Annotated in this window: 22 protein-coding genes and 1 pseudogene; 14 read left to right on the top strand and 9 right to left on the bottom strand. The window is 70.0% G+C overall.

From position 1 onward, the window contains the following. The first annotated feature begins 27 nt into the window (after nucleotides 1-27). The gene (locus P3102_RS02130; protein ID WP_276366086.1) at nucleotides 28-1,191 is read left to right on the top strand and encodes a pyridoxal phosphate-dependent aminotransferase; all 1,164 of its coding nucleotides are present in this window, start codon (nucleotides 28-30) and stop codon (nucleotides 1,189-1,191) included. Between the two features lie 12 nt (nucleotides 1,192-1,203). Here the strand turns inward: P3102_RS02130 and P3102_RS02125 are convergent, their stop codons facing one another. Next, on the bottom strand, nucleotides 1,204-1,689 hold the full coding sequence (locus P3102_RS02125) for a sigma-70 family RNA polymerase sigma factor (protein ID WP_276366084.1): 486 nt from the start codon (nucleotides 1,687-1,689) through the stop codon (nucleotides 1,204-1,206). Between the two features lie 376 nt (nucleotides 1,690-2,065). Here P3102_RS02125 and P3102_RS02120 point away from each other — a divergent pair, with 376 nt between their 5' ends. Next, nucleotides 2,066-3,232 (top strand): hypothetical protein, encoded by a 1,167-nt coding sequence (locus P3102_RS02120; RefSeq protein ID WP_276366083.1) that lies wholly within the window; start codon nucleotides 2,066-2,068, stop codon nucleotides 3,230-3,232. A 508-nt stretch (nucleotides 3,233-3,740) separates the two neighbouring features. Here P3102_RS02120 and P3102_RS02115 read toward each other — a convergent pair. After that, nucleotides 3,741-5,195 carry a PLP-dependent aminotransferase family protein gene (locus P3102_RS02115; RefSeq protein WP_276366081.1) on the bottom strand — a complete coding sequence of 485 codons (1,455 nt, stop codon included), beginning with the start codon at nucleotides 5,193-5,195 and terminating at the stop codon, nucleotides 3,741-3,743. Nucleotides 5,196-5,256: 61 nt separating this feature from the next. On the opposite strand from P3102_RS02115, the gene P3102_RS02110 reads away from it, so the two are divergent. After that, on the top strand, nucleotides 5,257-5,910 hold the full coding sequence (locus P3102_RS02110; RefSeq protein ID WP_276366080.1) for a YitT family protein: 654 nt from the start codon (nucleotides 5,257-5,259) through the stop codon (nucleotides 5,908-5,910). 109 nt (nucleotides 5,911-6,019) lie between these two features. Here the strand turns inward: P3102_RS02110 and P3102_RS02105 are convergent, their stop codons facing one another. Both P3102_RS02105 and P3102_RS02100 read right to left on the bottom strand, forming a co-directional pair. After that, nucleotides 6,020-6,544 (bottom strand): Clp protease N-terminal domain-containing protein, encoded by a 525-nt coding sequence (locus P3102_RS02105; protein WP_276366078.1) that lies wholly within the window; start codon nucleotides 6,542-6,544, stop codon nucleotides 6,020-6,022. Continuing rightward, the gene (locus P3102_RS02100) at nucleotides 6,544-6,753 is read right to left on the bottom strand and encodes a sigma factor-like helix-turn-helix DNA-binding protein (RefSeq protein WP_004559389.1); all 210 of its coding nucleotides are present in this window, start codon (nucleotides 6,751-6,753) and stop codon (nucleotides 6,544-6,546) included. Before P3102_RS02100 ends, P3102_RS02105 begins: the two co-directional genes overlap by 1 nt. 62 nt (nucleotides 6,754-6,815) lie before the next feature. Between P3102_RS02100 and P3102_RS02095 the strand changes: the two genes are divergently transcribed. Beyond that, a complete protein-coding gene (locus P3102_RS02095; RefSeq protein WP_276366076.1) occupies nucleotides 6,816-7,589 on the top strand; it encodes a protein phosphatase 2C domain-containing protein in 774 nt (257 codons plus the stop codon). 53 nt (nucleotides 7,590-7,642) lie between these two features. After that, nucleotides 7,643-8,194 (top strand): annotated as a pseudogene (locus tag P3102_RS02090) (DUF998 domain-containing protein); the annotation flags it as partial. Between the two features lie 78 nt (nucleotides 8,195-8,272). Here P3102_RS02090 and P3102_RS02085 read toward each other — a convergent pair. Next, the gene (locus tag P3102_RS02085; protein WP_276366075.1) at nucleotides 8,273-9,277 is read right to left on the bottom strand and encodes a D-cysteine desulfhydrase family protein; all 1,005 of its coding nucleotides are present in this window, start codon (nucleotides 9,275-9,277) and stop codon (nucleotides 8,273-8,275) included. 74 nt (nucleotides 9,278-9,351) lie between these two features. On the opposite strand from P3102_RS02085, the gene P3102_RS02080 reads away from it, so the two are divergent. From P3102_RS02080 to P3102_RS02050, 7 genes are all read left to right on the top strand, one after another. Further along, the gene (locus P3102_RS02080; RefSeq protein WP_276366073.1) at nucleotides 9,352-10,773 is read left to right on the top strand and encodes an amidase; all 1,422 of its coding nucleotides are present in this window, start codon (nucleotides 9,352-9,354) and stop codon (nucleotides 10,771-10,773) included. After that, on the top strand, nucleotides 10,770-11,318 hold the full coding sequence (locus P3102_RS02075; protein ID WP_346660212.1) for a TetR family transcriptional regulator: 549 nt from the start codon (nucleotides 10,770-10,772) through the stop codon (nucleotides 11,316-11,318). The genes P3102_RS02080 and P3102_RS02075 overlap by 4 nt, the downstream gene beginning before the upstream one ends. Further along, complete coding sequence (locus tag P3102_RS02070) at nucleotides 11,315-12,190, top strand: oxygenase MpaB family protein (protein ID WP_276366069.1); 876 nt, start codon at nucleotides 11,315-11,317, stop codon at nucleotides 12,188-12,190. Before P3102_RS02075 ends, P3102_RS02070 begins: the two co-directional genes overlap by 4 nt. A gap of 118 nt (nucleotides 12,191-12,308) precedes the next feature. Next, nucleotides 12,309-13,757, top strand: a complete 1,449-nt coding sequence (locus P3102_RS02065; protein WP_276366066.1) for a hypothetical protein — start codon at nucleotides 12,309-12,311, stop codon at nucleotides 13,755-13,757. Beyond that, complete coding sequence (locus tag P3102_RS02060; protein WP_276366065.1) at nucleotides 13,754-14,161, top strand: FixH family protein; 408 nt, start codon at nucleotides 13,754-13,756, stop codon at nucleotides 14,159-14,161. Before P3102_RS02065 ends, P3102_RS02060 begins: the two co-directional genes overlap by 4 nt. A gap of 19 nt (nucleotides 14,162-14,180) precedes the next feature. Beyond that, on the top strand, nucleotides 14,181-15,311 hold the full coding sequence (locus P3102_RS02055) for a hypothetical protein (protein ID WP_276366063.1): 1,131 nt from the start codon (nucleotides 14,181-14,183) through the stop codon (nucleotides 15,309-15,311). Beyond that, complete coding sequence (locus P3102_RS02050; RefSeq protein WP_276366061.1) at nucleotides 15,304-15,852, top strand: hypothetical protein; 549 nt, start codon at nucleotides 15,304-15,306, stop codon at nucleotides 15,850-15,852. The genes P3102_RS02055 and P3102_RS02050 overlap by 8 nt, the downstream gene beginning before the upstream one ends. A gap of 58 nt (nucleotides 15,853-15,910) precedes the next feature. Here the strand turns inward: P3102_RS02050 and P3102_RS02045 are convergent, their stop codons facing one another. After that, on the bottom strand, nucleotides 15,911-16,165 hold the full coding sequence (locus tag P3102_RS02045) for a DUF397 domain-containing protein (RefSeq protein WP_276366060.1): 255 nt from the start codon (nucleotides 16,163-16,165) through the stop codon (nucleotides 15,911-15,913). A gap of 350 nt (nucleotides 16,166-16,515) precedes the next feature. Here P3102_RS02045 and P3102_RS02040 point away from each other — a divergent pair, with 350 nt between their 5' ends. After that, entirely contained in the window at nucleotides 16,516-16,788 is a 273-nt protein-coding gene (locus P3102_RS02040) for a hypothetical protein (RefSeq protein ID WP_125779694.1), read from the top strand. Between the two features lie 4 nt (nucleotides 16,789-16,792). Continuing rightward, on the top strand, nucleotides 16,793-17,053 hold the full coding sequence (locus tag P3102_RS02035) for a hypothetical protein (RefSeq protein ID WP_276366058.1): 261 nt from the start codon (nucleotides 16,793-16,795) through the stop codon (nucleotides 17,051-17,053). A 6-nt stretch (nucleotides 17,054-17,059) separates the two neighbouring features. On the opposite strand, the gene P3102_RS02030 is transcribed toward P3102_RS02035, so the two are convergent. Genes P3102_RS02030 through P3102_RS02020 form a run of 3 tightly spaced genes read right to left on the bottom strand, consistent with a single transcriptional unit; the run spans nucleotide 17,060 to nucleotide 19,597 of the window. Further along, the gene (locus P3102_RS02030) at nucleotides 17,060-17,908 is read right to left on the bottom strand and encodes an SAM-dependent methyltransferase (RefSeq protein ID WP_276366057.1); all 849 of its coding nucleotides are present in this window, start codon (nucleotides 17,906-17,908) and stop codon (nucleotides 17,060-17,062) included. Continuing rightward, nucleotides 17,905-18,738 (bottom strand): SAM-dependent methyltransferase, encoded by an 834-nt coding sequence (locus P3102_RS02025; RefSeq protein WP_276366055.1) that lies wholly within the window; start codon nucleotides 18,736-18,738, stop codon nucleotides 17,905-17,907. The genes P3102_RS02030 and P3102_RS02025 overlap by 4 nt, the downstream gene beginning before the upstream one ends. A 1-nt stretch (nucleotide 18,739) precedes the next feature. Beyond that, complete coding sequence (locus P3102_RS02020) at nucleotides 18,740-19,597, bottom strand: helix-turn-helix transcriptional regulator (protein WP_276366054.1); 858 nt, start codon at nucleotides 19,595-19,597, stop codon at nucleotides 18,740-18,742. Nucleotides 19,598-19,744 lie beyond the last annotated feature (147 nt).

Below are 19,744 nucleotides of genomic sequence, written 5' to 3'. Positions count from 1 at the left end.
CGCCATTGTCCGTGAGGATGGCTGATCGTGCGCGAACCTGTCCTCGTACCCCGCCTCCAGCCCTTCACCTCGACCATCTTCGCGGAGATGACGGCGCTGGCCGTCCGTCACGAAGCCGTCAACCTCGGCCAGGGTTTTCCCGACACCGACGGGCCGGCTGGAATGCTCGAAGCCGCCAAGAACGCGCTGTTCGGCGGCGCGAACCAGTATCCGCCGGGTCCCGGGCGGCCCGAGCTGCGCGCGGCGATCGCACGGCACCGGCTGCGGTACGGCACGGCGTACGACCCCGACACGGAGATCCTGGTCACCGCCGGCGCCACCGAGGCCATCGCGGCGTCGTTGCTCGCGCTGACCCAGGCGGGTGACGAGGTCATCGTCATCGAGCCGTACTACGACTCGTACGCGGCCGCGGTCGCCATGGCGGGCGCGGAGCGGCGTGTCGTCGGCCTGGTGGAACGCGACGACCGGTTCGCGCTGGACATCGAGGGCCTGCGCGCCGCGGTGACCGCCCGGACCAGGGCAATCCTGCTCAATTCACCGCACAATCCGACCGGCACGGTGTTCACGCGCGCCGAACTGGAAGCCGTCGCCGCGCTCTGCGTGACACACGATCTGCTCGCGATCACCGACGAGGTGTACGAGCATCTGGTCTTCGACGACGCCGTGCACCTGCCGCTGGCGACCCTGCCCGGCATGCGCGAACGCACCGTCTCGATCTCCAGCGCGGGCAAGACGTTCAACTGCACCGGCTGGAAGATCGGCTGGGTCTGCGCGAGCCCCGAGCTGGTCGCGGCGGTGAAGGCGGCGAAGCAGTTCATCACCTTCGTCTCCGGCGGCCCGTTCCAGCCCGCCGTGGCCCACGCGCTGGACCACGAGCTGCCGTGGGCCGAAGACCTGCGCACGCGCCTCCAGGACAAGCGGGACAGGCTCGCGGCAGGCCTCACCGACGCGGGGTTCGCGGTCCGGCCGACCGCCGGAACGTATTTCGTCTGCGTCGACGTCCGTCCGCTCGGCTTCGACGACGCCGCCGAACTGGCCTGGGAGCTGCCCGAACGGGTGGGCGTGGCGGCCGTGCCCGTGAAGGTGTTCACCGATCACCCGGAAGAGTGGAAACACCTGCTGCGTTTCGCGTTCTGCAAACGCAACGAGGTCATCGACGAAGCGGTCACCCGATTGCGCACACTCCGCTGACTCCTCCGATGTTCACGCCCAGCCGCCCTTCTCGAGCGTCCGTTCGAGCCGGTCGAGGCACCGTCTCCGCAGCCTGCCCACACTGGCCGGACTGATGCCCAGCTCCCCGGCGAGCTGGGCGTAGGAAAGTTCCGGCCGGTGGGCGAGCAGGCGGATCAGCCGCCGATGCGAATCCGGCAGGCGATCGACCGCCGCCCAGAGCACGCGGTCGCGTTCGGCGCGGATGACCTCCGTCTCCGGAATCGTCTCCGGAGACGACTCCGCGTCGGACAGCGGGCGCGGTGTTTCACGCCTGTTCCTGGTGATCATCCGGAGCGCGCGGCGCCGCGCAGTGGTCGCCAGCCAGGCTCCGAGCTTCGCTTCGTCACGTAGCGCGCCAGGAGCGCGAAGCAGTTCCAGCCAGGCGTCCTGACAGACGTCCCTGGCGTCGGCTTCGCTCAAGCGATAGGTCTTCAGCGCCTTGAGCACCGCCGCTGAGACCGCGTTCACGTCCCACATCCCGGAATCTCCTCTCCCGGCGGCTTGCGTCCGCCGCGCCGATCACCGAACGCGACTTCGACGGCACGTACCGCAGCGAGGATCCGGCTCGAGACCGGAAAACATCAGGTCACCGAGGATTTGAGTAGTTCCACCCGGTCCCGGATGGCCGCCCGGCACACACCGAGAGTGATCGACTTCGGTACTCCAGGCACCGGAGCCGGTTGCGTCGTTCCGCCTAACGGGCTGGATCGACGGCGGCTGAGGTGAAACACTCACCTCCGGTGCTAAAACTGGTGCAGTCCCGGGGGACCTGCGACCTGACCGGAAGAGACCCCAAGCAAGATCGAACTCACGTGGAGAACGTGGGTTTCAGGCGCGGACGGTGGTGATTGCTGTGAATGGTCCGGCAGTCGTGCGCCGTCGCGGCCTCAGGGCACCGAAAACCGGCGCGCGAATCCTCTTCGCGGGCGGGCTCGCGCTCTCCGGCTGGCTCCTCGGCGTCGTCCTGAGCGCACCGGCTTCGGCCGACGAGCAGACTCCCGTGGCGCCGGAGACCTCCGTGGTCCAGCCTTCGGACGAAGCCGAATCCGGGAAAACGACCACTCCCCAGGAGTCCACTTCGGACTCCACGGAGACCGAAACCACGAAACCCGCCGAGACCACCGAAACTCCGCAGGCTGAATCCTCTACAGAGGGGCCCGCTCCCGTCGTGGACGAGGAGCCGGAGGCCACCGAAGCCACTGAGGCCACCGAGGCCACCGAGGCCACTGAGTTCGCTGTCGAGGACGCGGTAGTTTCCAGCGCGAGTTCCGTCGAGAAGACCTCGTCTCCGGAGCCCGCGGTGAAGACCGCGAAGTCTCCAGCGGCCAACGGTTTGCTGGGCGGCCTCATCGGCGGGGTGCTGGACGTCGTCACGAACACGGTCGGCGGCGTCGTCGAAACCGTCAGCGGAGTCGTCGGTGGCATCAGTGGTATCGGTGGTATCGGCGACCAGATCCTCACGCCGATCCTCATGCCGAATCCGTGCTGCGTCGGGGGTGGTCCGGTGATCCTGCCGGACACCGGCGACGTGCTCGACCCCGTTTTCGGCGGCGACACCGGTGAGTCGGCGAGTGGCTCGGTCACCATCGCCGTCCCGGCCCAGCCCGCCACGGTGATCGCGCCCACGCCGAGCACTCCGGCGACCAGTCCGTCCGCTCCCGCCGAGGCGCCTGTTCCGGTGAAGGCGCCCCAGGACCACCGCGTCACCCTGCCGGTCCGGGTCAAGGCCGACCCCCGGCCCGCTCCGGCCGCACCCGTCGAATCCGACACGCACGCCTCCCCCGACGGCGGTGGCTCGGGTGGCGGCGGCGGTGGCCTGCCGAACACCCCGGTGGCCCCGATGGCCCCCACGACGACCGCTCAGCCAGGGCACGACAACACCGGTGGCGGCCGCGGGCCGCTCGCCGTGCTCGACGCGGGCATCCCCGCCACGCAGCTGAAACTCCTCGGAGCAGGCTGCGACCACGAAGGCGAGCGCACCGGCCGGGAAGCCGCGCTTCCCGCCACCTCCCCCGACTGACCTGACCGGGTCGCCGGGGAGAACCACGTCCAAACCAAGATCAACTTCGGTTTTCGACGTCTGCTGATCCTCCGGCACGAGCCGCTTTCGCCTGCCCTCATTTCAGGCATCCCCTTGTCTTTCCGAACGGCCGACCGCGCCCGGCCGGTTCGGATCCCGGCCCCGGCGCCGCGTTGCCTCTGCGGCGCCGGGACCAGCACCGGGTGGACCTCGGGGGCTTCTGCTCACCGCGCCGAGCAGGAGCCGGCCAAGCTCGAAGTCCGCCTGAACCGCGGGCGGTTCCCGGCACGTCGAGGGGCTGTGCCGGGTAACCGCCGCGGTGCCCGTCCCGGGGTTTCGACCTCGGGGCGGGCCGGATAGCCGGTGCGCCGGTCGTGCGGCGCCGATGCCCTCCCTGGAGCATCGGCCGCCCCGCCGGCGCACCGGCTATTTCCGTTTCCGGCCCAGCTCGCAATTCGTCACCTGGTTGCGGGGGTCCCCCATCGCAACCAGGTGACGAATTGCCGGGTCAGGTGACCTGGACGGCCACCGGGGCGGCCGTCGCGGGTGTCGCGGCCACCGAAGCGGCGGCCGCGCCCAGCCGCCGCACGGCCTCGAAAAGCCGTTCGGCCGGAAGCGCGTAGGGCAGCCGCAGCCAGCGCTCCAATCCACCGTGCACACCGAACCGCGAGCCCGGCGCCACCTGCACCCCGTGCCCCGCCGCCGCGACGGCCAGCCGCGTGCTCATCGGCTCCGGCAGACGGCACCACAGCGAGAGCCCGCCGGGCGGCACGGTGAACGTCCAGTCCGGGCAGTACCAGTTCAGCGCCCCGGTCAGCGCGTCGCGCAGGGCCAGCGTCTCCTGACGTCGATGCGCCAGCGCGACCCCGCCGTCGTCGAGCAGTTCGGCGAGGACGAGTTGCTCGAAGACCGGCGACCCCAGGTCGACGGCGAACCGGGCCGCGACCAGCCTGCCGATGACGTCTTCGGAAGCGCGGATCCAGCCGAGCCGCAGCCCCGCCCAATGCGACTTGGCCGCGGAGCCGATCGTGATGCCGAGATCGCCCGCGAACGCCCCCAGCGGCGGCGGCCCGTCGGCCGGATCGCCCTCCAGGTCCAGCTCGACCAGCGTCTCGTCGATGATCGCCGGGGTACGCGCGCGGCTCAGCGCGGCCGCGAGCCGCTCCCGGCCGACGGCGTCCAGGCGCAGGCCGGTCGGATTCTGGAAGTCCGCGACGAAGTACGCGAGTCGCGGTGCGGACTGCCGCAACGCGGCCTCGATCCCGACGATGTCCCATCCGGTGACCGGATCCAGCGGCACCGGGACCGGGATGGCGTGCGCGGCGCCGATGGCCTCCAGCGAGTTCGGATACGTCGGCTGCTCGACCAGCACCCGGTCGCCGGGACCGGCCAGCATGCGCAGGACCTGCACGAACGCGTGATGCGCGCCGTTGGTGACCATCACCTGATCGGTGTTCGTCGGCAGCCCGCGTTCGGTGTAGCGGCGGGCGATCCGCTCGCGCAGGACCCGCAGGCCGCGTACGTGATAGCCGCTCTCGCCGAGGTGATCCACGAGCGACTTGCGCGCGGCGTCCACGGCGGACACCAGGCCGGGGATGGCAGGCGGGCAGGCCTGCGCCAGATCGATGAGGTCCTCACCGGTCGGCAGGACCGGGTCCCGGCCGCGTCCGCCGGGCGACGCGATCCAGGAACCGGCTCCGCGACGACTGGCGACCAGACCGTCGGCCCGCAGTTTGTCCAGCGCGGCGCCGATCAGCGTGCGGCTGACCTCCAGCGCGTCGGCGAGCTCCCGTTCGGCCGGGAGCCTGGTGCCGAGCGGGAGCCTGCCGTCGAGGACCAGCAACTCGACAGCGGCCGCGAGATCCACCGCACCGTGTCGAGAACCACTCTGCCGCCAGTTCCCCAGCAAAACGGCCAATTTCGGTCCCGAAACACGTCCAGTCAGCGGGATCAGCGGTTCCATAAGACCAATTCTTTCAGATTGGTCATGGTCAAGGCAGCCACTTACCCCCGATGGTGTAAGCGTGGCACCGAAACCAGCTCTCCATCCCGTCGGCATCTCCCAAGACACCGCCCGCCGCTCGATCCAGCTCGTCGCCGGACTCGTCCTCTACGGCGGCAGCATGGCCATGCTGACCAGGTCGGGCCTCGGCCTCGACCCGTGGGACGTGCTCCACGAAGGCCTGATGAAGCTCACCGGTCTGTCGTTCGGCACGGTCACCGCGATCGCGTCGGTGCTGGTGCTGCTGCTGTGGATCCCGCTGCGGCAGCGGCCGGGGATCGGCACCGTCGCCAACATCGTGGTCATCTCGCTCACCGTCGACTTCGTCCGGCTCTTCCTGCCCGACCAGGACGTGCTCGGCTGGCAGTTGCTCAACCTGGTCGCCGGTGTGGTGCTCAACGGTCTCGGCGCCGCGGTGTACGTCGGCGCACGACTCGGCCCCGGCCCCCGAGACGGTCTGATGACCGGCCTGTCGGCCCGGACGGGCAAGTCGATCCGCCTCGTCCGGACCCTCATCGAGCTCACCGTTCTCGCGGCGGGCTGGTTGCTCGGCGGCACCGTCGGTGTCGGCACGGTGCTCTACGCGCTCGCCATCGGGCCGCTCACTCAGGCCTTCCTGCCGTACGTCATCTGGCGGGAGCGCTCCGCCGGCCAGCCGCTCGCCGAACTCACGTGACTGGAGGCGTAACTCGCGTGACTGGAGGCGTAACTCGCGTGATCAGAGGCGTAACTCGCGTGACTGGAGGCGTAACTCACGTGTGCGGCGTCTGATCACGGTCGGGGCATCAGCCGGCCTTCCGCTGCTCCAGCAGGCGGCGGACGGCGAGGTGGTCGATGCCGCGCTGCGCGAGGACGTCGGCGGCCACGCCGGGGACGGCGGTCAGCGCGAGCAGAAGATGCTCGCCTTCGATGCGCTTGCTGCCGACATCGATGGCTTCGCGAAGACTCTTCTCCAGCACCTTCTTCGCTTCCGGCGTCAACGGCCGATGGCCGCGCCGGGTACGACGGCCGCCGCTCAGCGCGCCGGGGCCATGGGTCTGTTCGACCCGCTCGACGATGTGCTCGACGTCGATGCCGAAGCCGCTCAGTGCGTCGACGTCGGCGTCGCTCATCCCGCCCCGGCGGCGTACTCGCCGGAGGTCGTCGGCGAGTTCGTCCGCCGGGCAGCCCAGTGCGCTGAGGGCGCCGGTGTGCCGGGCGAGGGCCGTCAGCAGGTGCAGCGGGTCCACGTTCCCGGCCACTTCGTCCGACGCGACGCGCTGGGCTCCGACGACGACTTCGCGGGCTTCGGTGGTGAAGCGTTCGAACATCAGTGCCTCCCGTACTTCTTGTGCACCGCTTGCCTGCTGACCCCCAGCTCGGCCGCGATCTCCTGCCAGGACCAGCCGTGCACCCGCGCGCTGCGGACCTGCACGGCCTCGAGTTGTTCCAACAGCCGGCGCAAGGCGGCGACGGCGCGCAATCCCACGCGGGGATCGCGGTCACCGGCTCGCGCGGCCAGATCTGTCGCTTCGGTCATGACGTCAACCTACGTTGACATCACGGCCGCGTCAACCCCGGTTGACGGTTAGGGTCGGGGACATGGCCGAAATCTCAGTGGCGGAAAGGGACGGAGTGGGCGCCGACGGAGCGGCGCGCCCGACCGAAGACCATGTCGCCGTACTCGGCAACGCCGTGGTGGTGCTCGACGGGGCGACCGCGCCGCGACCGGACACGCCGTCCGGCGGCTGGTACGCGAGCCTGCTCGTGCACAGCCTGTCGCGGGCCCTGAGCGCGCAACCCCGGGCGGATCTCGCGGTGCTGCTGGCCGAATCGATAGCCGACGTCGCCCGTCGGGAAGGCCTCGAACCAGGGCGGTCGCCGTCGAGCACGGTCGCGATCGCCCGCTGGACGGACGACACCGTCGACGGGCTGGTGCTCGCCGACAGCCCGATCGTCGCCTTCGGTCCTTCGGGGGCCGATCCACTCACCGACGACAGGCTGGTCTCGCTGCGCGAAGGTGGCCAGCTCCGCACAGGCGCCGACGTCCGCGCTAAACGCAACGCGCCGGACGGCTTCTGGGTCGCCGAAGCGGAACCGAAGGCGGCCGCCGAAGCCGTATGCCGGAGCTGGCCGCGCTCGGAGGTCGAAGCCCTGCTGCTGGCGACGGACGGGGTCGCGATCGGTGTCGACGAGTACGACCTGTTCGACTGGCCGGAGGTGCTCGCCCTCAGCCGCGAGCGTGGTCCGGACGCCGTCCTCGACGCGGTGCGCACGGCGGAGAAACAGGACCCGGACGGTGAGCGCTGGCCCCGCGCGAAAAGGCACGATGACCAGCTACTGGTACTGGTCGACTTCGGGGTAGCCCCAGGGTAGAACCGGGGGCTTCCCGGATCGGAAACGTCCGCCCGCGCGAGCAGGCTGGACGCATGACGTTCCCTGGGGAGAGATCGAGGACCAAGCCCTGGCTGATCGCGTCGGGCGCGGGCATCGGCTGGGCACTGTTCACCATGGTGGTGCTCCACCTGATCAGCTCACGCGATCCGGTGTTCGACACGTTGTCCAGTTACGCCTACGTCGACCGCGGCACCGGCATGCTCGGCGCCAGCGTGCTCTCCCTGTCCATCGGCTCGCTCACCGCGCTCGGCGCGCTGGCCGCGGCCGGGATCGCGCTCAGCCGCACCACGAAACTGCTGTTCGTGCTGTGGTCGCTCGGGCTGGCGGCGGCCGCGGTCTTCCCGGCGAGCTATCCGGAATTCCCGGATCCGGTCAGCGGCGAGATCCACCTGTACGCGTGCCTCGTCGCGTTCCTCAGTCTGCCCGCCGCCGGGTTCACCCTGCGCGACAACCTGCGCGGCACGCCCGCGGCGAAGCTGGTCGGCCGTCTGGCGTGGGGCAGCGCGGCGGGGTTGATCGTCTTCGGGCTCAGTTTCATCTTCGTGCGACTGTCCGATATCCCGTTCTTCAAGACACTGACCGACCTCGCACCGGTCGGCGTCATGCAGCGGGTTTCGCTGGTGGCGCACGTGCTCCTGATCGCCGGGATGCTGAAGGTCGCCTCAGCGGCTCACCGCGTCGGCGAATTCGGGGGCGTAACCGTAGAGACCGGGCAGACCGCCTGTGTGCAGGAAGACAACGTGCTCGTCGGGCGCGAAATGGCCTTCGGCGGCCCACTCGATCAGCGCGGCGCCCACTTTGCCGGTGTACACGGGGTCGAGCGCGATCCCTTCCGTGCGGCCGAAAAGCCGCACCGCGTCCCACGTCCCGGCGGTCGGGAGACCGTAACCGGGGCCGATCGCGCGGTCGTCGACGCGCAGGCCGTCGAGTGACGGTGGCTCGGTCCCCAGCAGCACGGCGGCCGCGATGGTGAGATCCGCCAGGTTGTCGAGGGCCTCGTCGACCGGATGGCTGACGCAGGCGATGTCGAGCGTCAGCCAGTCGAGGTCCGCCGTTCCGACGACGAGCCCGGCGGAGGTCCCGCCGCTGGCGTGCGGGGCGACCAGCCGCGCCCGGGTGACGCCCAGCTCGCCGAGTTGCCCGGCGAGTTCCCGCGCGGCCGCCACGTACCCCAGCGCGCCGACGCCGTCGGAGCCGCCGACCGGGAACGTGGCCACCTCGCGGCCCTCGGCCGCGGCCTCGGTGATCAGCCGCTCGTAGGTCCTTCCGGTCTCCTCGCCGTCACGGCAGATGTGCACGTTCGCGCCGAAAAGGTGGTCGAGGGACACGTTGCCGGACCGTTCGTACGCGTCACCTTCGCGGGCGACCTTCGCCGTCAGTACCAGTTCGCACCGCAATCCGAGCTTCGCGCAGGCCGCGGCGGTCTGGCGGCCGTGGTTGGTCTGAAGCGCGCCGAAGGTGATCACCGTGTCGGCACCGTGTTCGATCGCCGCGCCGAGCAGGAACTCGAGTTTGCGCAGTTTGTTGCCGCCCACGCCGAGTGGATGCACGTCGTCCCGTTTGAGCAGCAGGTTCGGCAGGCCGAGGGCCTCACCCAGCCGAGGTGCCGGATGCAGCGGCGTCGGCCAGCCGCCGAGGTCGACGCGGGGGAAGCGATCGAGGTTCATGAAAGTGACGTAACCACACCGAAGCTACCCGGTGGTATCGTTCGTTTGAACGAACGAGACGTGCAGGGGGAGCCATGACCACCTCGAAACCGGATCTCGTCGATGGGTCCTCGGCGGTGAGAAGTGCCTCGGACCTCGCGTTCACCGGACTCGCCGAGCAGGCGTCGATGCTGGCCACCGGAGTGACGACGTCGGTCGAGCTCACGCGCCTGGCGCTCGAAAAGGCCGAGGCCAGCCAACCCGTGCTCAACGCCTTCAAATGCCTTCGCGCCGAAGAAGCCCTTCAAGAAGCCGAAGAAGCGGACCGGAGGCTGGCCGCCGGCGAAACCGCTCCCCTGCTCGGCGTCCCCACCGCGATCAAGGACGACCTCGACATCACCGGACTGCCGACGGCGTTCGGCTGCGAAGGAGACTTCTCCGTCGCGACGGCGGACTCCCCGCCCGTCGCCGCGCTCCGCCGGGCGGGCGCGGTGCTCATCGGGAAGACCAACACCCCGGAACTCGGCCAGTGGCCGTTCACCGAAGGGCCGGCGTTCGGCGCGACCCGCAATCCGTGGGACACCGAGCGCACCCCTGGTGGTTCCTCCGGCGGCGCGGCCGCGGCCATCGCGTCGGGGGTGATCGCCGCCGCGCTGGGTTCCGACGGGGCCGGATCGATCCGGATCCCGGCCGCGTGGACCGATCTGGTCGGGATCAAACCCCAGCGCGGGCGGGTCCCGACCGAACGCGAACTCTTCCACGGCCTGACCGTGGTCGGCCCGCTCGCGCGCACCGTCGCCGACGCGGCCCTGCTGCTCGACGTCGCGGCCGGGACCGGGAGCGCGTTCCGATCCGCCGCCCGCCGCGAACCGGGCCGGATGCGGATCGGGCTGTCCACCAGGATCCCTTTCACCGCGACGAAGACCCGGCTCGACCCGCGAGCGCACGCGGCTGTCGTCCGGCTCGCGGAGCGGTTCGCCGAACTCGGTCACGAGATCGTCGAGATCGAACCCGACTACCGCCTGATCGGCCTCACCTTCCTGCCGCGTTCGCTCGTCGGCGTGCGTGACTGGTCCCGTCGCGTCCCGGACCAGGCGCGGCTCGACCGGCGCACCCGCGCCAACGCCCGGCAGGGCTCGGCACTGGCCGGACCGGCGCTGAGTCTCGCCCGCGCCACGGAACCGTTGCTGCAACGGCAGATCGGCTCGGTGTTCGGCCGGGTGGACGTCGTGCTCACGCCCACCACCGCGACACCGCCACCGCGGATCGGCGCCTTCGACGGGCTCAGCGGCTGGCAGACCGACCAGGCCATGATCGCCGCGTGCCCCTACGCTTGGCCGTGGAACGTGCTGGGCTGGCCGGGCGTGAACGTCCCCGCCGGACTGAGCCCCGAAGGCCTGCCGCTCGGCGGGCAGCTGCTCGGCCCCTCACACGCCGAGGAACGGCTTATTTCGCTGGCCGCGCAACTGGAAGAGGTCGAACGGTGGCAGGACCGCAAACCCGAGACCGCTTGGTGAACACCCGCGAGACCATTCTCCACGCCGCGCTCGAGGTGGTCGGGGAACAGGGCGTCGGCGGGCTGACCAACCGCCGCATCGCGACCGCCGCCGAAGTCTCGCTCGGCACGCTGACCTACCACTTCCCCAGCCAGACCGCGTTGCTGCGCGAGGCGATGCTGCTGTTCGCCGAAGAAGAGACCACGAAACTGACCGGGTTCGTCGACGCCTACCGCGAGCAGGGGTTGAGTGTCGAGCAGGCCGCGTCGGTGGTCGAGCAGGTCATCGCGCGGCTTCCGTTCGGCGCCGACGAACTCGGCGCGCACGAGCTGTATCTCCAGGCCGCGCGCGACCCTGGGCTCCAGGACGCGGCCGCGCGATGCTTCGCCGCCTACGACGGGCTGGCGCTGGTGATCCTGCGGACGCTCGGCGTGCCGTCCCCGGAGCGGCTGACCGGTCCGGTCGTCGCGCTGATCGCCGGACTCCAGCTGCGCAGACTGGCCACGGGCGACGACGGCGTCGGCGTGGCGCAGTCGTTGATGATGCTGGTCCGCGGCGCGTCATGACCGGTCCGCCGATCGTCAAGGGGACGGCGGGGTGGAAGTACTTCGGCGACTTCCGGGCCGGGTTGCTGGCGGGTCAGGTGCTGGTGCTGCAGGTCGCGCATCCGGTGGTCGCCGCCGGGGTGCGGGATCATTCCGACTACGTCGAAGATCCGTGGACGCGATTGCTGCGCACGGCCGCTTCGCTGTCCATCTACGTCTACGGCGGCCCGGACGGCGCGCGCTACGAGGCGGACAGGCTGCGCGCGCTGCACCGGTCGTTCACCGGTGTCGACGAGGACGGCCGCCGGTACAGCGCGCTGGATCCGCACGCGTACGCCTGGGTGCACGCCACGCTCGTCATGGTTCCCGTGGACACACAACGGTTCTACGGCACTCCGATGACATCGTCCGAAGTGGACGAATACTACGCGCAGATGTGCGACGTCGGGCGGCTTCTCGGCCTGCGCGAGCAGGACCTGCCGCCGACGTGGCCGGAATTCGAGCGATATTACGCGGACATGGTCGGCGGCTTCGGCCCGAACGAGACGATTTCGACGCTGTTCGAAACGATCCGCACGGTGAAGAAACCGTGGCGATGGCTGCCCGACGAACACTGGACGCGACTTCAGCGCCGGCAGTATCGCGGACAGATGTTCCTCATCCGCGGCACACTGCCGCCCCGGCTGCGGGACCGGCTCGGTCTACAGTGGACGGCACGGGACCAGCGCCGATTCGACCGCTTTCGCGCCGCGGTCCGGATCACGACCGGGCTGCTCCCGGTGACGTCGAGGTCTTCGCTCGTCCGCCGGATCGGCAGGCTCAACGTCTGGTTCCGGGCGCATCCGCGCGCGTATCGCCTGCTCGGAGGCGGTGGCGGGCCCGGCGGGGGCTGAAGGAGCTTTCCCGCACAAGCCCCCAACGGAGTAAGGGCCGCCGTCCCCTTCACGGGGGACCCCGGTTCACCCCGCGACGTGACGCTTTCCCCCGCCGGCGTCGCTAATTTCAGCCGGGATGGGGAATTCACCGAGGGGGCGGCGCACGGCGCCGTCGGTCATCGCCCGCGTACTCGTGCTCTGCGCGCTGGCGTCCTTGCCGCCGGCCGGCACCGCGCGGGCGGACGGCGTGTCGAGCGGCGCGGACGTCCAGGTCGCGCAGACACTCGGCACCCGCGATCTCACGATCATCCTGCGGCGGATGGACATCGCGCCCGGCCCGCTGCACGTCGACGTCGTCACGCACGCCGGAAGCGTGCCGGGAAAGCTGAAACTGCGCGCGTCCACCGCGGGGACGATGTTTTCCGAAACCACCGTGCGATTGGACGACAAACCTGGCGTGCGTTCCGGCCGGCTGCAGGTCGACCAGCCGGGGCCGTGGGAGCTCGGCCTCGACGACGGGACCGACACCGCCTCGATCCCGTTCATCGTCCCGGCCAGGGTGATCCCGCCGTGGGAAAAGGCCACTTTCGGCGGATTCGTCGCCGCGGGCGTGTTCCTGGTGCTCGGTCTCGTCGTCGCGCTGCGCGTGCGCCGCCCGCGGCTCGCGCTGATCCCCGCCGGCGGGATGGTCGCCGCGCTCGCGGTCGCGATCACCGGTGCGACGCTTTCCGCCTCGACCCCGCCGCCGCCCGCGCCGGGCACCGCGCTGGATCCGACGAGCGACAACGTCCGGGACCCGTACGCGAACGCGCAGATGTCCACTGTGGACTTCTCGCGGCCGCCGGTGAACCTGGCCGTGCGGTCACCGAACGCACGATCGGGAACCCTCGCCGAGCTCCGGCTCGCCATCGCCGACGGCGCGACCGGCCGCCCTGTCGACGATCTTCTGGTGCACGACGACGCGTTGATCCATCTCGTCGTCATCTCGCCGGCGGGCAGGCTCTGGCATCTGCATCCGGTGCGGTCCGGCCCCGGTGACTACCGGGTGAAGTTCACCCCGCCCGAGGCCGGAACCTATGCCGTCGCCGCGGAGCTGGCCCGGCGAGGCGGCGGCGTGCAGCTGGTCCGCGCCACGCTGGAAGTCGCGGCCGGCACGGACTCCCCCGCCGAACCCGTCCCCACCGGTGCCGGGAAGCGGGTCGTGCACGGGCACCCGGTCGACATCGACGTCGAACCGGGTACGCCGACCACGATCACCGCCCGGTTCGGCCGGGCGGATCTCCAGCCGTGGCTGGGCATGCTCGGCCATCTGATCGTCGTCGGCCCGATCACCGACGACAGCCGGGTCGGCGCGGCCGCCGCTACCGCGCCGACCTGGGCACACGTGCACTCGATGATCCCGCGATCACCGGGAATGCCGGGAAAGCCGGACGAGACCGTCGCCGCGTACGGCCCCGACGTCCCGTTCACCTACACCTTCGCCGCGCCCGGCGAGTACCGGCTCTGGTTGCAGGCCGAGCGCGACTACACGGTGCTGACCGTGCCCCTGCGGATCGAGGTCCCGGCGGACGGAGCACCACGGTGAGTTCCACAGTGGACAGACGTAGGCCCGTTCCGCTGATCCCCGTGGTCGCGGTGCTCGTGGTGGCGATCGTGGCTTGGCTGGTCTGGCCGAGCAGCGGTGGCGCACAGGTCCAGCGCTCCACCCAGGGTCCCTACACCGTGCAGCTGTCGGTGGAAGATCCGCATCAGGGCGGGAATGTCTTCACACTGACCGTCACCGGTGCCACCCCGGACGTCGTCACCCTCGAACCGGTGATGCCGCAGATGGGCCACGCGCTCCCCCCGTCGCCCGCGATCGCGGAAGCACCGGGGAGGTTCCGCACCGGCGACGTCCTGCTGCCGATGTCGGGGCAGTGGGAGATCACCGTTTCCCTGCGCGGGCCGTCCGGCGCCACGCAGCACGTTTTTCCGTTGCTGGTCAAGTAGGAGAGGGAGGGCGGGGGGTATGGATCTCACCGCGGGAGGAGCGAGGGTCGCCTCGGTGGCACGAAGTGACCGCACCGGGCTGATCCCGGCGGGCACGGTGCTGGCCGGGTCGGTGATCTCATTGGTCGGGCTGACCTGGGACATCCAGTGGCACGGCGACGTCGGCCCGGACACGTTCTTCACGATGCCGCATCTGTTCCTCTACTCGGGCAGCGCGATCTCCGGGCTCGCGAGCCTCGTGGTCGTGCTGACGACCACGGCCGCGCGCCGGGCGGGCCGTCCGGTCGACGCCAGGGTCGGCGGCCGGGCGATCAACGTCTTCGGCAAGGTCTTCGCCGCCCCGGCAGGCTACCTGGTGACCGGGACCGGCGCGGCGATGTTCCTGCTGTACGGCCTCTGGGACCAGTGGTGGCACGGTCTGTACGGCTTCGACGCGGTGATCGACTCGCCGCCGCACATCGGACTGCTGCTGTCGATCACGCTGAGCATCATCGGCACGGTCATGGTGTTCGCGGCCGCGCGGGAACACCGCTGGGGCGGCATCGGCGTCGTCGGCAGCCTCGGCGTGCTGATCGCGTTCAGCACGGTGACCGTGCTGGGGCTGGAGCAGATCGACGTCGACGGGCTCGACGTCGTTTCCGTCGGCATCGCACTGCTTTCGGTGCTGCTGGTCTCGGCGGGCGGCGGGTTCTGGGGGCGGCACGGCGGCGCGGTCCGGGTCGCCGCGGCACTGGCGGTCATCCAGGCGATCACCTGGTGGTTCTCGCCGTGGGCCGCCGAGGCGTACGCGAGTGCCGTCGGCCTGCCGATGCGGGACTACATCGACGGCGTACCCGCGATGCCTTCGCTGATGCCGATGGCGTTGCTGCCGATCGCGGCCGTGCTCGAAGCGGTGTACCTGCTTTCCCGACGCGGCTGGTCCGCGGGCCGCGTTTCGGTACCGGCGGGCGGAATCGGCGGGCTCCTGGTCGGCGCGAGCATGCCGATCCAGAACAGCATCGTCTACGAGAGCTCTCTCGACTGGTCGATCGTGGTGATGACGGCCGGGACGGGAGCGGTGTTCGGATTGCTCGGCGGATTCGCGGGGTGGCGGTTCGGCGGGATGCTGAGGTTGCTGGCCCCGGCGAAGGGGGACAACGCGCATGCGTAAGACACTGCTGGCCTTGGCGACGGTGATCGGGTTGCTGTTCGCGACCACACCCGCGGCGAACGCCTACGAACCGGTGAACATCGTCCACACCGAACGGGTGCAGATCGGCCCGTACGGGATGACGGTGGGCTTCAGCACGTGGCCGTTGCGTGCCATGCAATCGCTGGACTTCACGTTCATTCCGGACGACGGGATCGCCGGGAAGTCGGGAACGCTCGCGTTCGTCAATCCGGAGACCGGGCGGCTGGGCCGTCCACAGCCGCTGGCGAAGCATCCGCGGAAACTGGAGGTGTGGGGGCTGGACATCCGGGCCCTGCAGACCGAGGGCGCGTGGACGTTCCGGTTCGAGATCGACGGGCCCGCGGGCAAGGGCGCGGGAGAACTCCGCGATCTGGTGGTGCTCGAACAGCCGGGGCCGCCGATGGCGGTGAGCTGGTCGATCAGCCTGCTCCCGCTGCTCGTGCTCGCCGTCCTGATCACCATCGCCTGGCGGCGCACCAGAGCCAGGCTGCGCGGGAACGGGCTCCCCGCGACGGGGTGATTCGAAAGGACCGAAGATCGGATGGCTCGCGCGTCCTGACGGGCACGCGAACCCTCCGTCAAGGGCTCAAATCGAACTGTCCGGCCTTGACCGCCTGGAGAAAGGCGTTCCACTCACCGGCATCGAAGACGAAGACAGGACTCCGGTCCAGTTTGGTGTCACGCACCCCGACCAGGCCTTCCTTGCCGAGGTTGACCTCGACGCAGTTCCCCCCGTTGGGCTCGCTCGCGAAGGATTTCTCCCACGCGGCGTCGTCGAACAGCGACACGGCCGTGGTCGGATCGTAATCCGCCGCCGATGGATAATCGGCCATTGGTCGTACCTCCGAACGTCGGTCGGGGATGCGGGTCGCGACCTGCGCGAACCATCACGGCCCCAGTGTCTCCCTGCCTCAACGGGACTATCCCGCACGGCCATGTGGGTGATCAACTCCGCCCACCCTCGACATGAAGATTATTCCAGGAGTAGGATTAATCGCAGCGGCCGGGGCTCGGTTGTTGGTGAATCGCTCGCAGCACGCGCGAACTCGGCGGCAGACGCCACCGGGCGGCGTTCGACGGGAGTTTCCCCTGTTCCGGCAGGCCACCGACGGCAGGTGACCGGCAGGGGCGCCACCCCGCGGCGCATGCCCACCCACCGCCGACCTCGTGGGGGAGGATCAGCGTGATCATTCAGGACACCATGCCGGCGACAGTACTCGCCGTCGGCAGGCTCATGGCCGGAACGGCGGGCGAAAGCCGCCGCTCCGCGCATCTTTTCGACTTGCACTCCAGGGGTTCGCACCCCGAGTTCCTGCACGCCCGGTGCGGCGCGGCGATGCCGTACGACCATCTGGAATGGATCCCCGTCGGTTCGGGGATGCCCTGTGAGCGTTGTCTCGGCCTGGCCGGTTCGGCCGACCAGACGCGGTTGCCGCGGCCGAGCCGGGGGGTGTGACGCCATGGCCGTCCGCCTCACCACGCTGTTGTTCCGCCGTGAGGACGAACGCAGGGCTTCGGCGAAGCACCACCGCACCATCGGGCTCGAACTGCGTCAGCGGTTCGGGTTCAGCCTCATCCAGGCTCCGTTGCGCAAGCAGCCGCCGTGGAACTCCGAGATCGATGCGCCCGGCACGCAGCGGGACCTGATCAGAACCGGCAGGCCGCTCGAAAGTCATTTCGAGCTGACGCCCCTGATCGGGCATCTGACCGGCCGGGCCTGAACCGGCTCAGGGCTTGCGGCCCAAGCCGCCGAGCCCGCCGGTCAAGGTCGGGTCGCCCGCGAACCGGTCGCTCGCCCGGGAGTCCGCTTCGTCGAGATGCCAGGCCGCCATCCAGTCGATGCCCGGCTCCACCATCTCCATTCCGTCGAAGAACGCGGCGAACGCCGCGCGGGACCGCAGGTGGAACGGCGCGCTCGTCTTCTTGTACAGCTCCTGCACGTTCTCCCGGTTGTCGCCTTCCTCGCGTGTGACGCCGTCCTCGGTCAGGTGCGAGGACAGGAAGTACGAACCCGACGGCAGGAAATCGAGGTAGCGCCGGACCAGCTCGTGGACCGGTTCGCCCGGGCCGAGGAAGTACGGCAGGCCGACCATCACCAGCCCGATCGGCCGGCGCGGGTCGAGCACGCCGGTTTCGAGGGCGCGCTTCCAGATGTCGGCGGGATCCCGCACGTCGCCCTGCAGCACCGCGTGCCGCCCGAGCAGCCCCTCGCGTTCCAGCGGCAACTGGGAATGCGCGACGGCGACCGGCTCGATGTCGACGTACACGACCCGTGAGCCGGGGTCGATCGCGCTCGCGATCCGGTGGACGTCGCCGACGGTGGGCACACCGGAGCCGATGTCGAGGAACTGCGTGATCCCCTGGCGCGCCAGGTATCCCACGCCGCGGCCGAGGAAGTCGCGGCCGACCCTGGCGAAGGTCTCGACCTCCGGGAACTGCTTGAGCACCTGCGTGCCGAACTCGCGGTCGACGGCCCAGTCGGCCGAACCGCCGAGGAACCAGTCGTACACCCTGGCCACGTTGGGGCGTTCGAGATCGACCCCCTCGGGAGCCTCGGGGTCGTGCCGCGTCGTCATTCCGTCACACCTCGTCCGGAACCGGGTTTGCGGGCGACCCCGCCGATGGCGCAGTCGAGCGCAGGTGAGCGGGGGTCGTCCAGCCGCCAGGCGCCGACCGGGACCAGCCCCGGCGCGACGAGCTCGAAATCGCCGAAGAAACCAAGGATCTCTTCCTTGTCGCGGAAGGACGCGGGCGTGCTCGACTGCTCGTACTGCTTCACGACGCGCTGGATCTGTTCCAGCTCGGCTCCCTCCACACCGGACATCGTGACATGGGAGAGAACGTAGAAGGAGCCGGCGGGCAACAGCCTCCGGTACCGCGCGATGACGGCGGCCAGATCGGGCTCCGGCACGAAATGCAGGACCGCGACGGTGAGCAGGGCGACCGGTTTCGCCGGATCGAGCACGCCGGTGTCGAAGGCGCCTTCCCAGATGTCGTCCACGTCGCGCAGGTCGCCGCCGAGCACCGCGTGCCGGGCGGGATCGCCGGTCTTCTCCAGCAGGATCCTGGCGTGTGCCACGGCGACCGGTTCGTTGTCGACGTACACGCACCGGCTGTCCCCGTCGACCTCGCCGGCGATCTCGTGGACGTTGCCGACCGTCGGCACGCCGGAACCGAGGTCGAGGAACTGGCTCACGCCGTTCTCCACGCAATGCCGCACCGCGCGGCCGAGGAAGGCGCGGTTGGCCCTGGCAAGGGCGCGGATGAGCGGGAACGCCTTGACCAGGTGTTCGCCGAATTCCCTGTCCACCGCCCAGTTCGCGGTCCCGCCGAGCGCCCAGTCGTAGATCCGGGCGGCGTTGGGCCGCTCGAGATCCACGCCCTCGGGACCGAACCGCGGGTCCATCTCAGGCTTGCATCTGGGTGCGATACGACTCGGCGAGCTCCTTGAGGAACTGCCGGGTCTCCTGGCGTTCCAGCGCGGCGCCGCGCAATCGGTCCCAGGAGTCGACGAAGATGTTGAAGTCCTTGACGTCGTCGAGGTACAACCCGCCCGCCGAATGCTCGATGTAGACGAAATCCCTGGTGCGATCGGGGAACCGCATGATGGTGAAGTCGTTGGGCACCGCGGCGAGCCGCGCGCCGAACGGCAGGACGTGCACATACACGCGCGGATGTTTCTCCAACGCCAGCAGATGCTCGACCTGGTCCAGCATCACCGCCGGGGCCGAGCCGCCGGGAGCGCGGCGCAGGGCGCCTTCGCTGATGATGAACCGGTAGTACGGCGGCTGCTGTTGTTCGAAGACGGCCTTGCGGTCCAGCCGGTTGCGGACCAGCGAAGTGACGTCGGTGGCGCCCGCTTCGGTGAACTGCTTGAGCATGTAGTGCTCGGACTGCAACGGACCGGGGATGCGCTCGCCGTGCCAGGTGAGGATCTCCGCGGCCGCGGGTTCGAGATCGGTGAACGTGCGGAACCAGTGCGGCACGACGGATCGGTACCCGGACCAGTGGCCGCGCTGCCCGGCCGCGGCACGGGCCAGGTTCATCAGCGTGTCGGCCTCGTCACCGTTGATCCCGAACGCGTTCAGCATGGATCGCACATCCCCGAGCTTGACGCCGACGGCACCGGACTCGATCTTGTTGACCTTGCCCTGGGTGCAGCCGAGGACCTCGGCGACCTGCTGCTGTGTCATCCGCGCGGCGTTGCGGGCATGCCGGAGCTCGTTCCCGAGCTGCTTCCGGCGCGAGGTGACGGTGCTGGCCATCAGCCTTGCTCTCCCGGACCACATAGCCAGGACCGCGGTTGCCCGCCGTCCTGCGCGCGAATGTTCGAACCCACCCAGGGTACTTCACCTTGCGGGGTTCGATGATGACATCGCGCAGCGTTCCAGGAAACGGCCGAAAACACCAGT

The organism is Amycolatopsis sp. QT-25 (assembly GCF_029369745.1).
Taxonomy (GTDB): domain Bacteria; phylum Actinomycetota; class Actinomycetes; order Mycobacteriales; family Pseudonocardiaceae; genus Amycolatopsis.
Note: the sequence above shows the minus strand (reverse complement) of the source record. Positions and strands in the feature narration are given on the sequence as shown.

What these genes read in the sequence shown, in the direction of transcription:
- P3102_RS02050 (WP_276366061.1), top strand. Translation starts at nt 15,304, where the DNA reads ATGCGTAAGACACTGCTGGCCTTGGCGACGGTGATCGGGTTGCTGTTC.
- P3102_RS02115 (WP_276366081.1), bottom strand. Translation starts at nt 5,195, where the DNA reads ATGGAACCGCTGATCCCGCTGACTGGACGTGTTTCGGGACCGAAATTG.
- P3102_RS02065 (WP_276366066.1), top strand. Translation starts at nt 12,309, where the DNA reads ATGGGGAATTCACCGAGGGGGCGGCGCACGGCGCCGTCGGTCATCGCC.
- P3102_RS02025 (WP_276366055.1), bottom strand. Translation starts at nt 18,738, where the DNA reads ATGGACCCGCGGTTCGGTCCCGAGGGCGTGGATCTCGAGCGGCCCAAC.
- P3102_RS02055 (WP_276366063.1), top strand. Translation starts at nt 14,181, where the DNA reads ATGGATCTCACCGCGGGAGGAGCGAGGGTCGCCTCGGTGGCACGAAGT.
- P3102_RS02045 (WP_276366060.1), bottom strand. Translation starts at nt 16,165, where the DNA reads ATGGCCGATTATCCATCGGCGGCGGATTACGATCCGACCACGGCCGTG.
- P3102_RS02095 (WP_276366076.1), top strand. Translation starts at nt 6,816, where the DNA reads ATGGCCGAAATCTCAGTGGCGGAAAGGGACGGAGTGGGCGCCGACGGA.
- P3102_RS02070 (WP_276366069.1), top strand. Translation starts at nt 11,315, where the DNA reads ATGACCGGTCCGCCGATCGTCAAGGGGACGGCGGGGTGGAAGTACTTC.
- P3102_RS02105 (WP_276366078.1), bottom strand. Translation starts at nt 6,544, where the DNA reads ATGTTCGAACGCTTCACCACCGAAGCCCGCGAAGTCGTCGTCGGAGCC.
- P3102_RS02035 (WP_276366058.1), top strand. Translation starts at nt 16,793, where the DNA reads ATGGCCGTCCGCCTCACCACGCTGTTGTTCCGCCGTGAGGACGAACGC.
- P3102_RS02100 (WP_004559389.1), bottom strand. Translation starts at nt 6,753, where the DNA reads ATGACCGAAGCGACAGATCTGGCCGCGCGAGCCGGTGACCGCGATCCC.
- P3102_RS02030 (WP_276366057.1), bottom strand. Translation starts at nt 17,908, where the DNA reads ATGACGACGCGGCACGACCCCGAGGCTCCCGAGGGGGTCGATCTCGAA.
- P3102_RS02085 (WP_276366075.1), bottom strand. Translation starts at nt 9,277, where the DNA reads ATGAACCTCGATCGCTTCCCCCGCGTCGACCTCGGCGGCTGGCCGACG.
- P3102_RS02020 (WP_276366054.1), bottom strand. Translation starts at nt 19,597, where the DNA reads ATGGCCAGCACCGTCACCTCGCGCCGGAAGCAGCTCGGGAACGAGCTC.
- P3102_RS02125 (WP_276366084.1), bottom strand. Translation starts at nt 1,689, where the DNA reads ATGTGGGACGTGAACGCGGTCTCAGCGGCGGTGCTCAAGGCGCTGAAG.
- P3102_RS02080 (WP_276366073.1), top strand. Translation starts at nt 9,352, where the DNA reads ATGACCACCTCGAAACCGGATCTCGTCGATGGGTCCTCGGCGGTGAGA.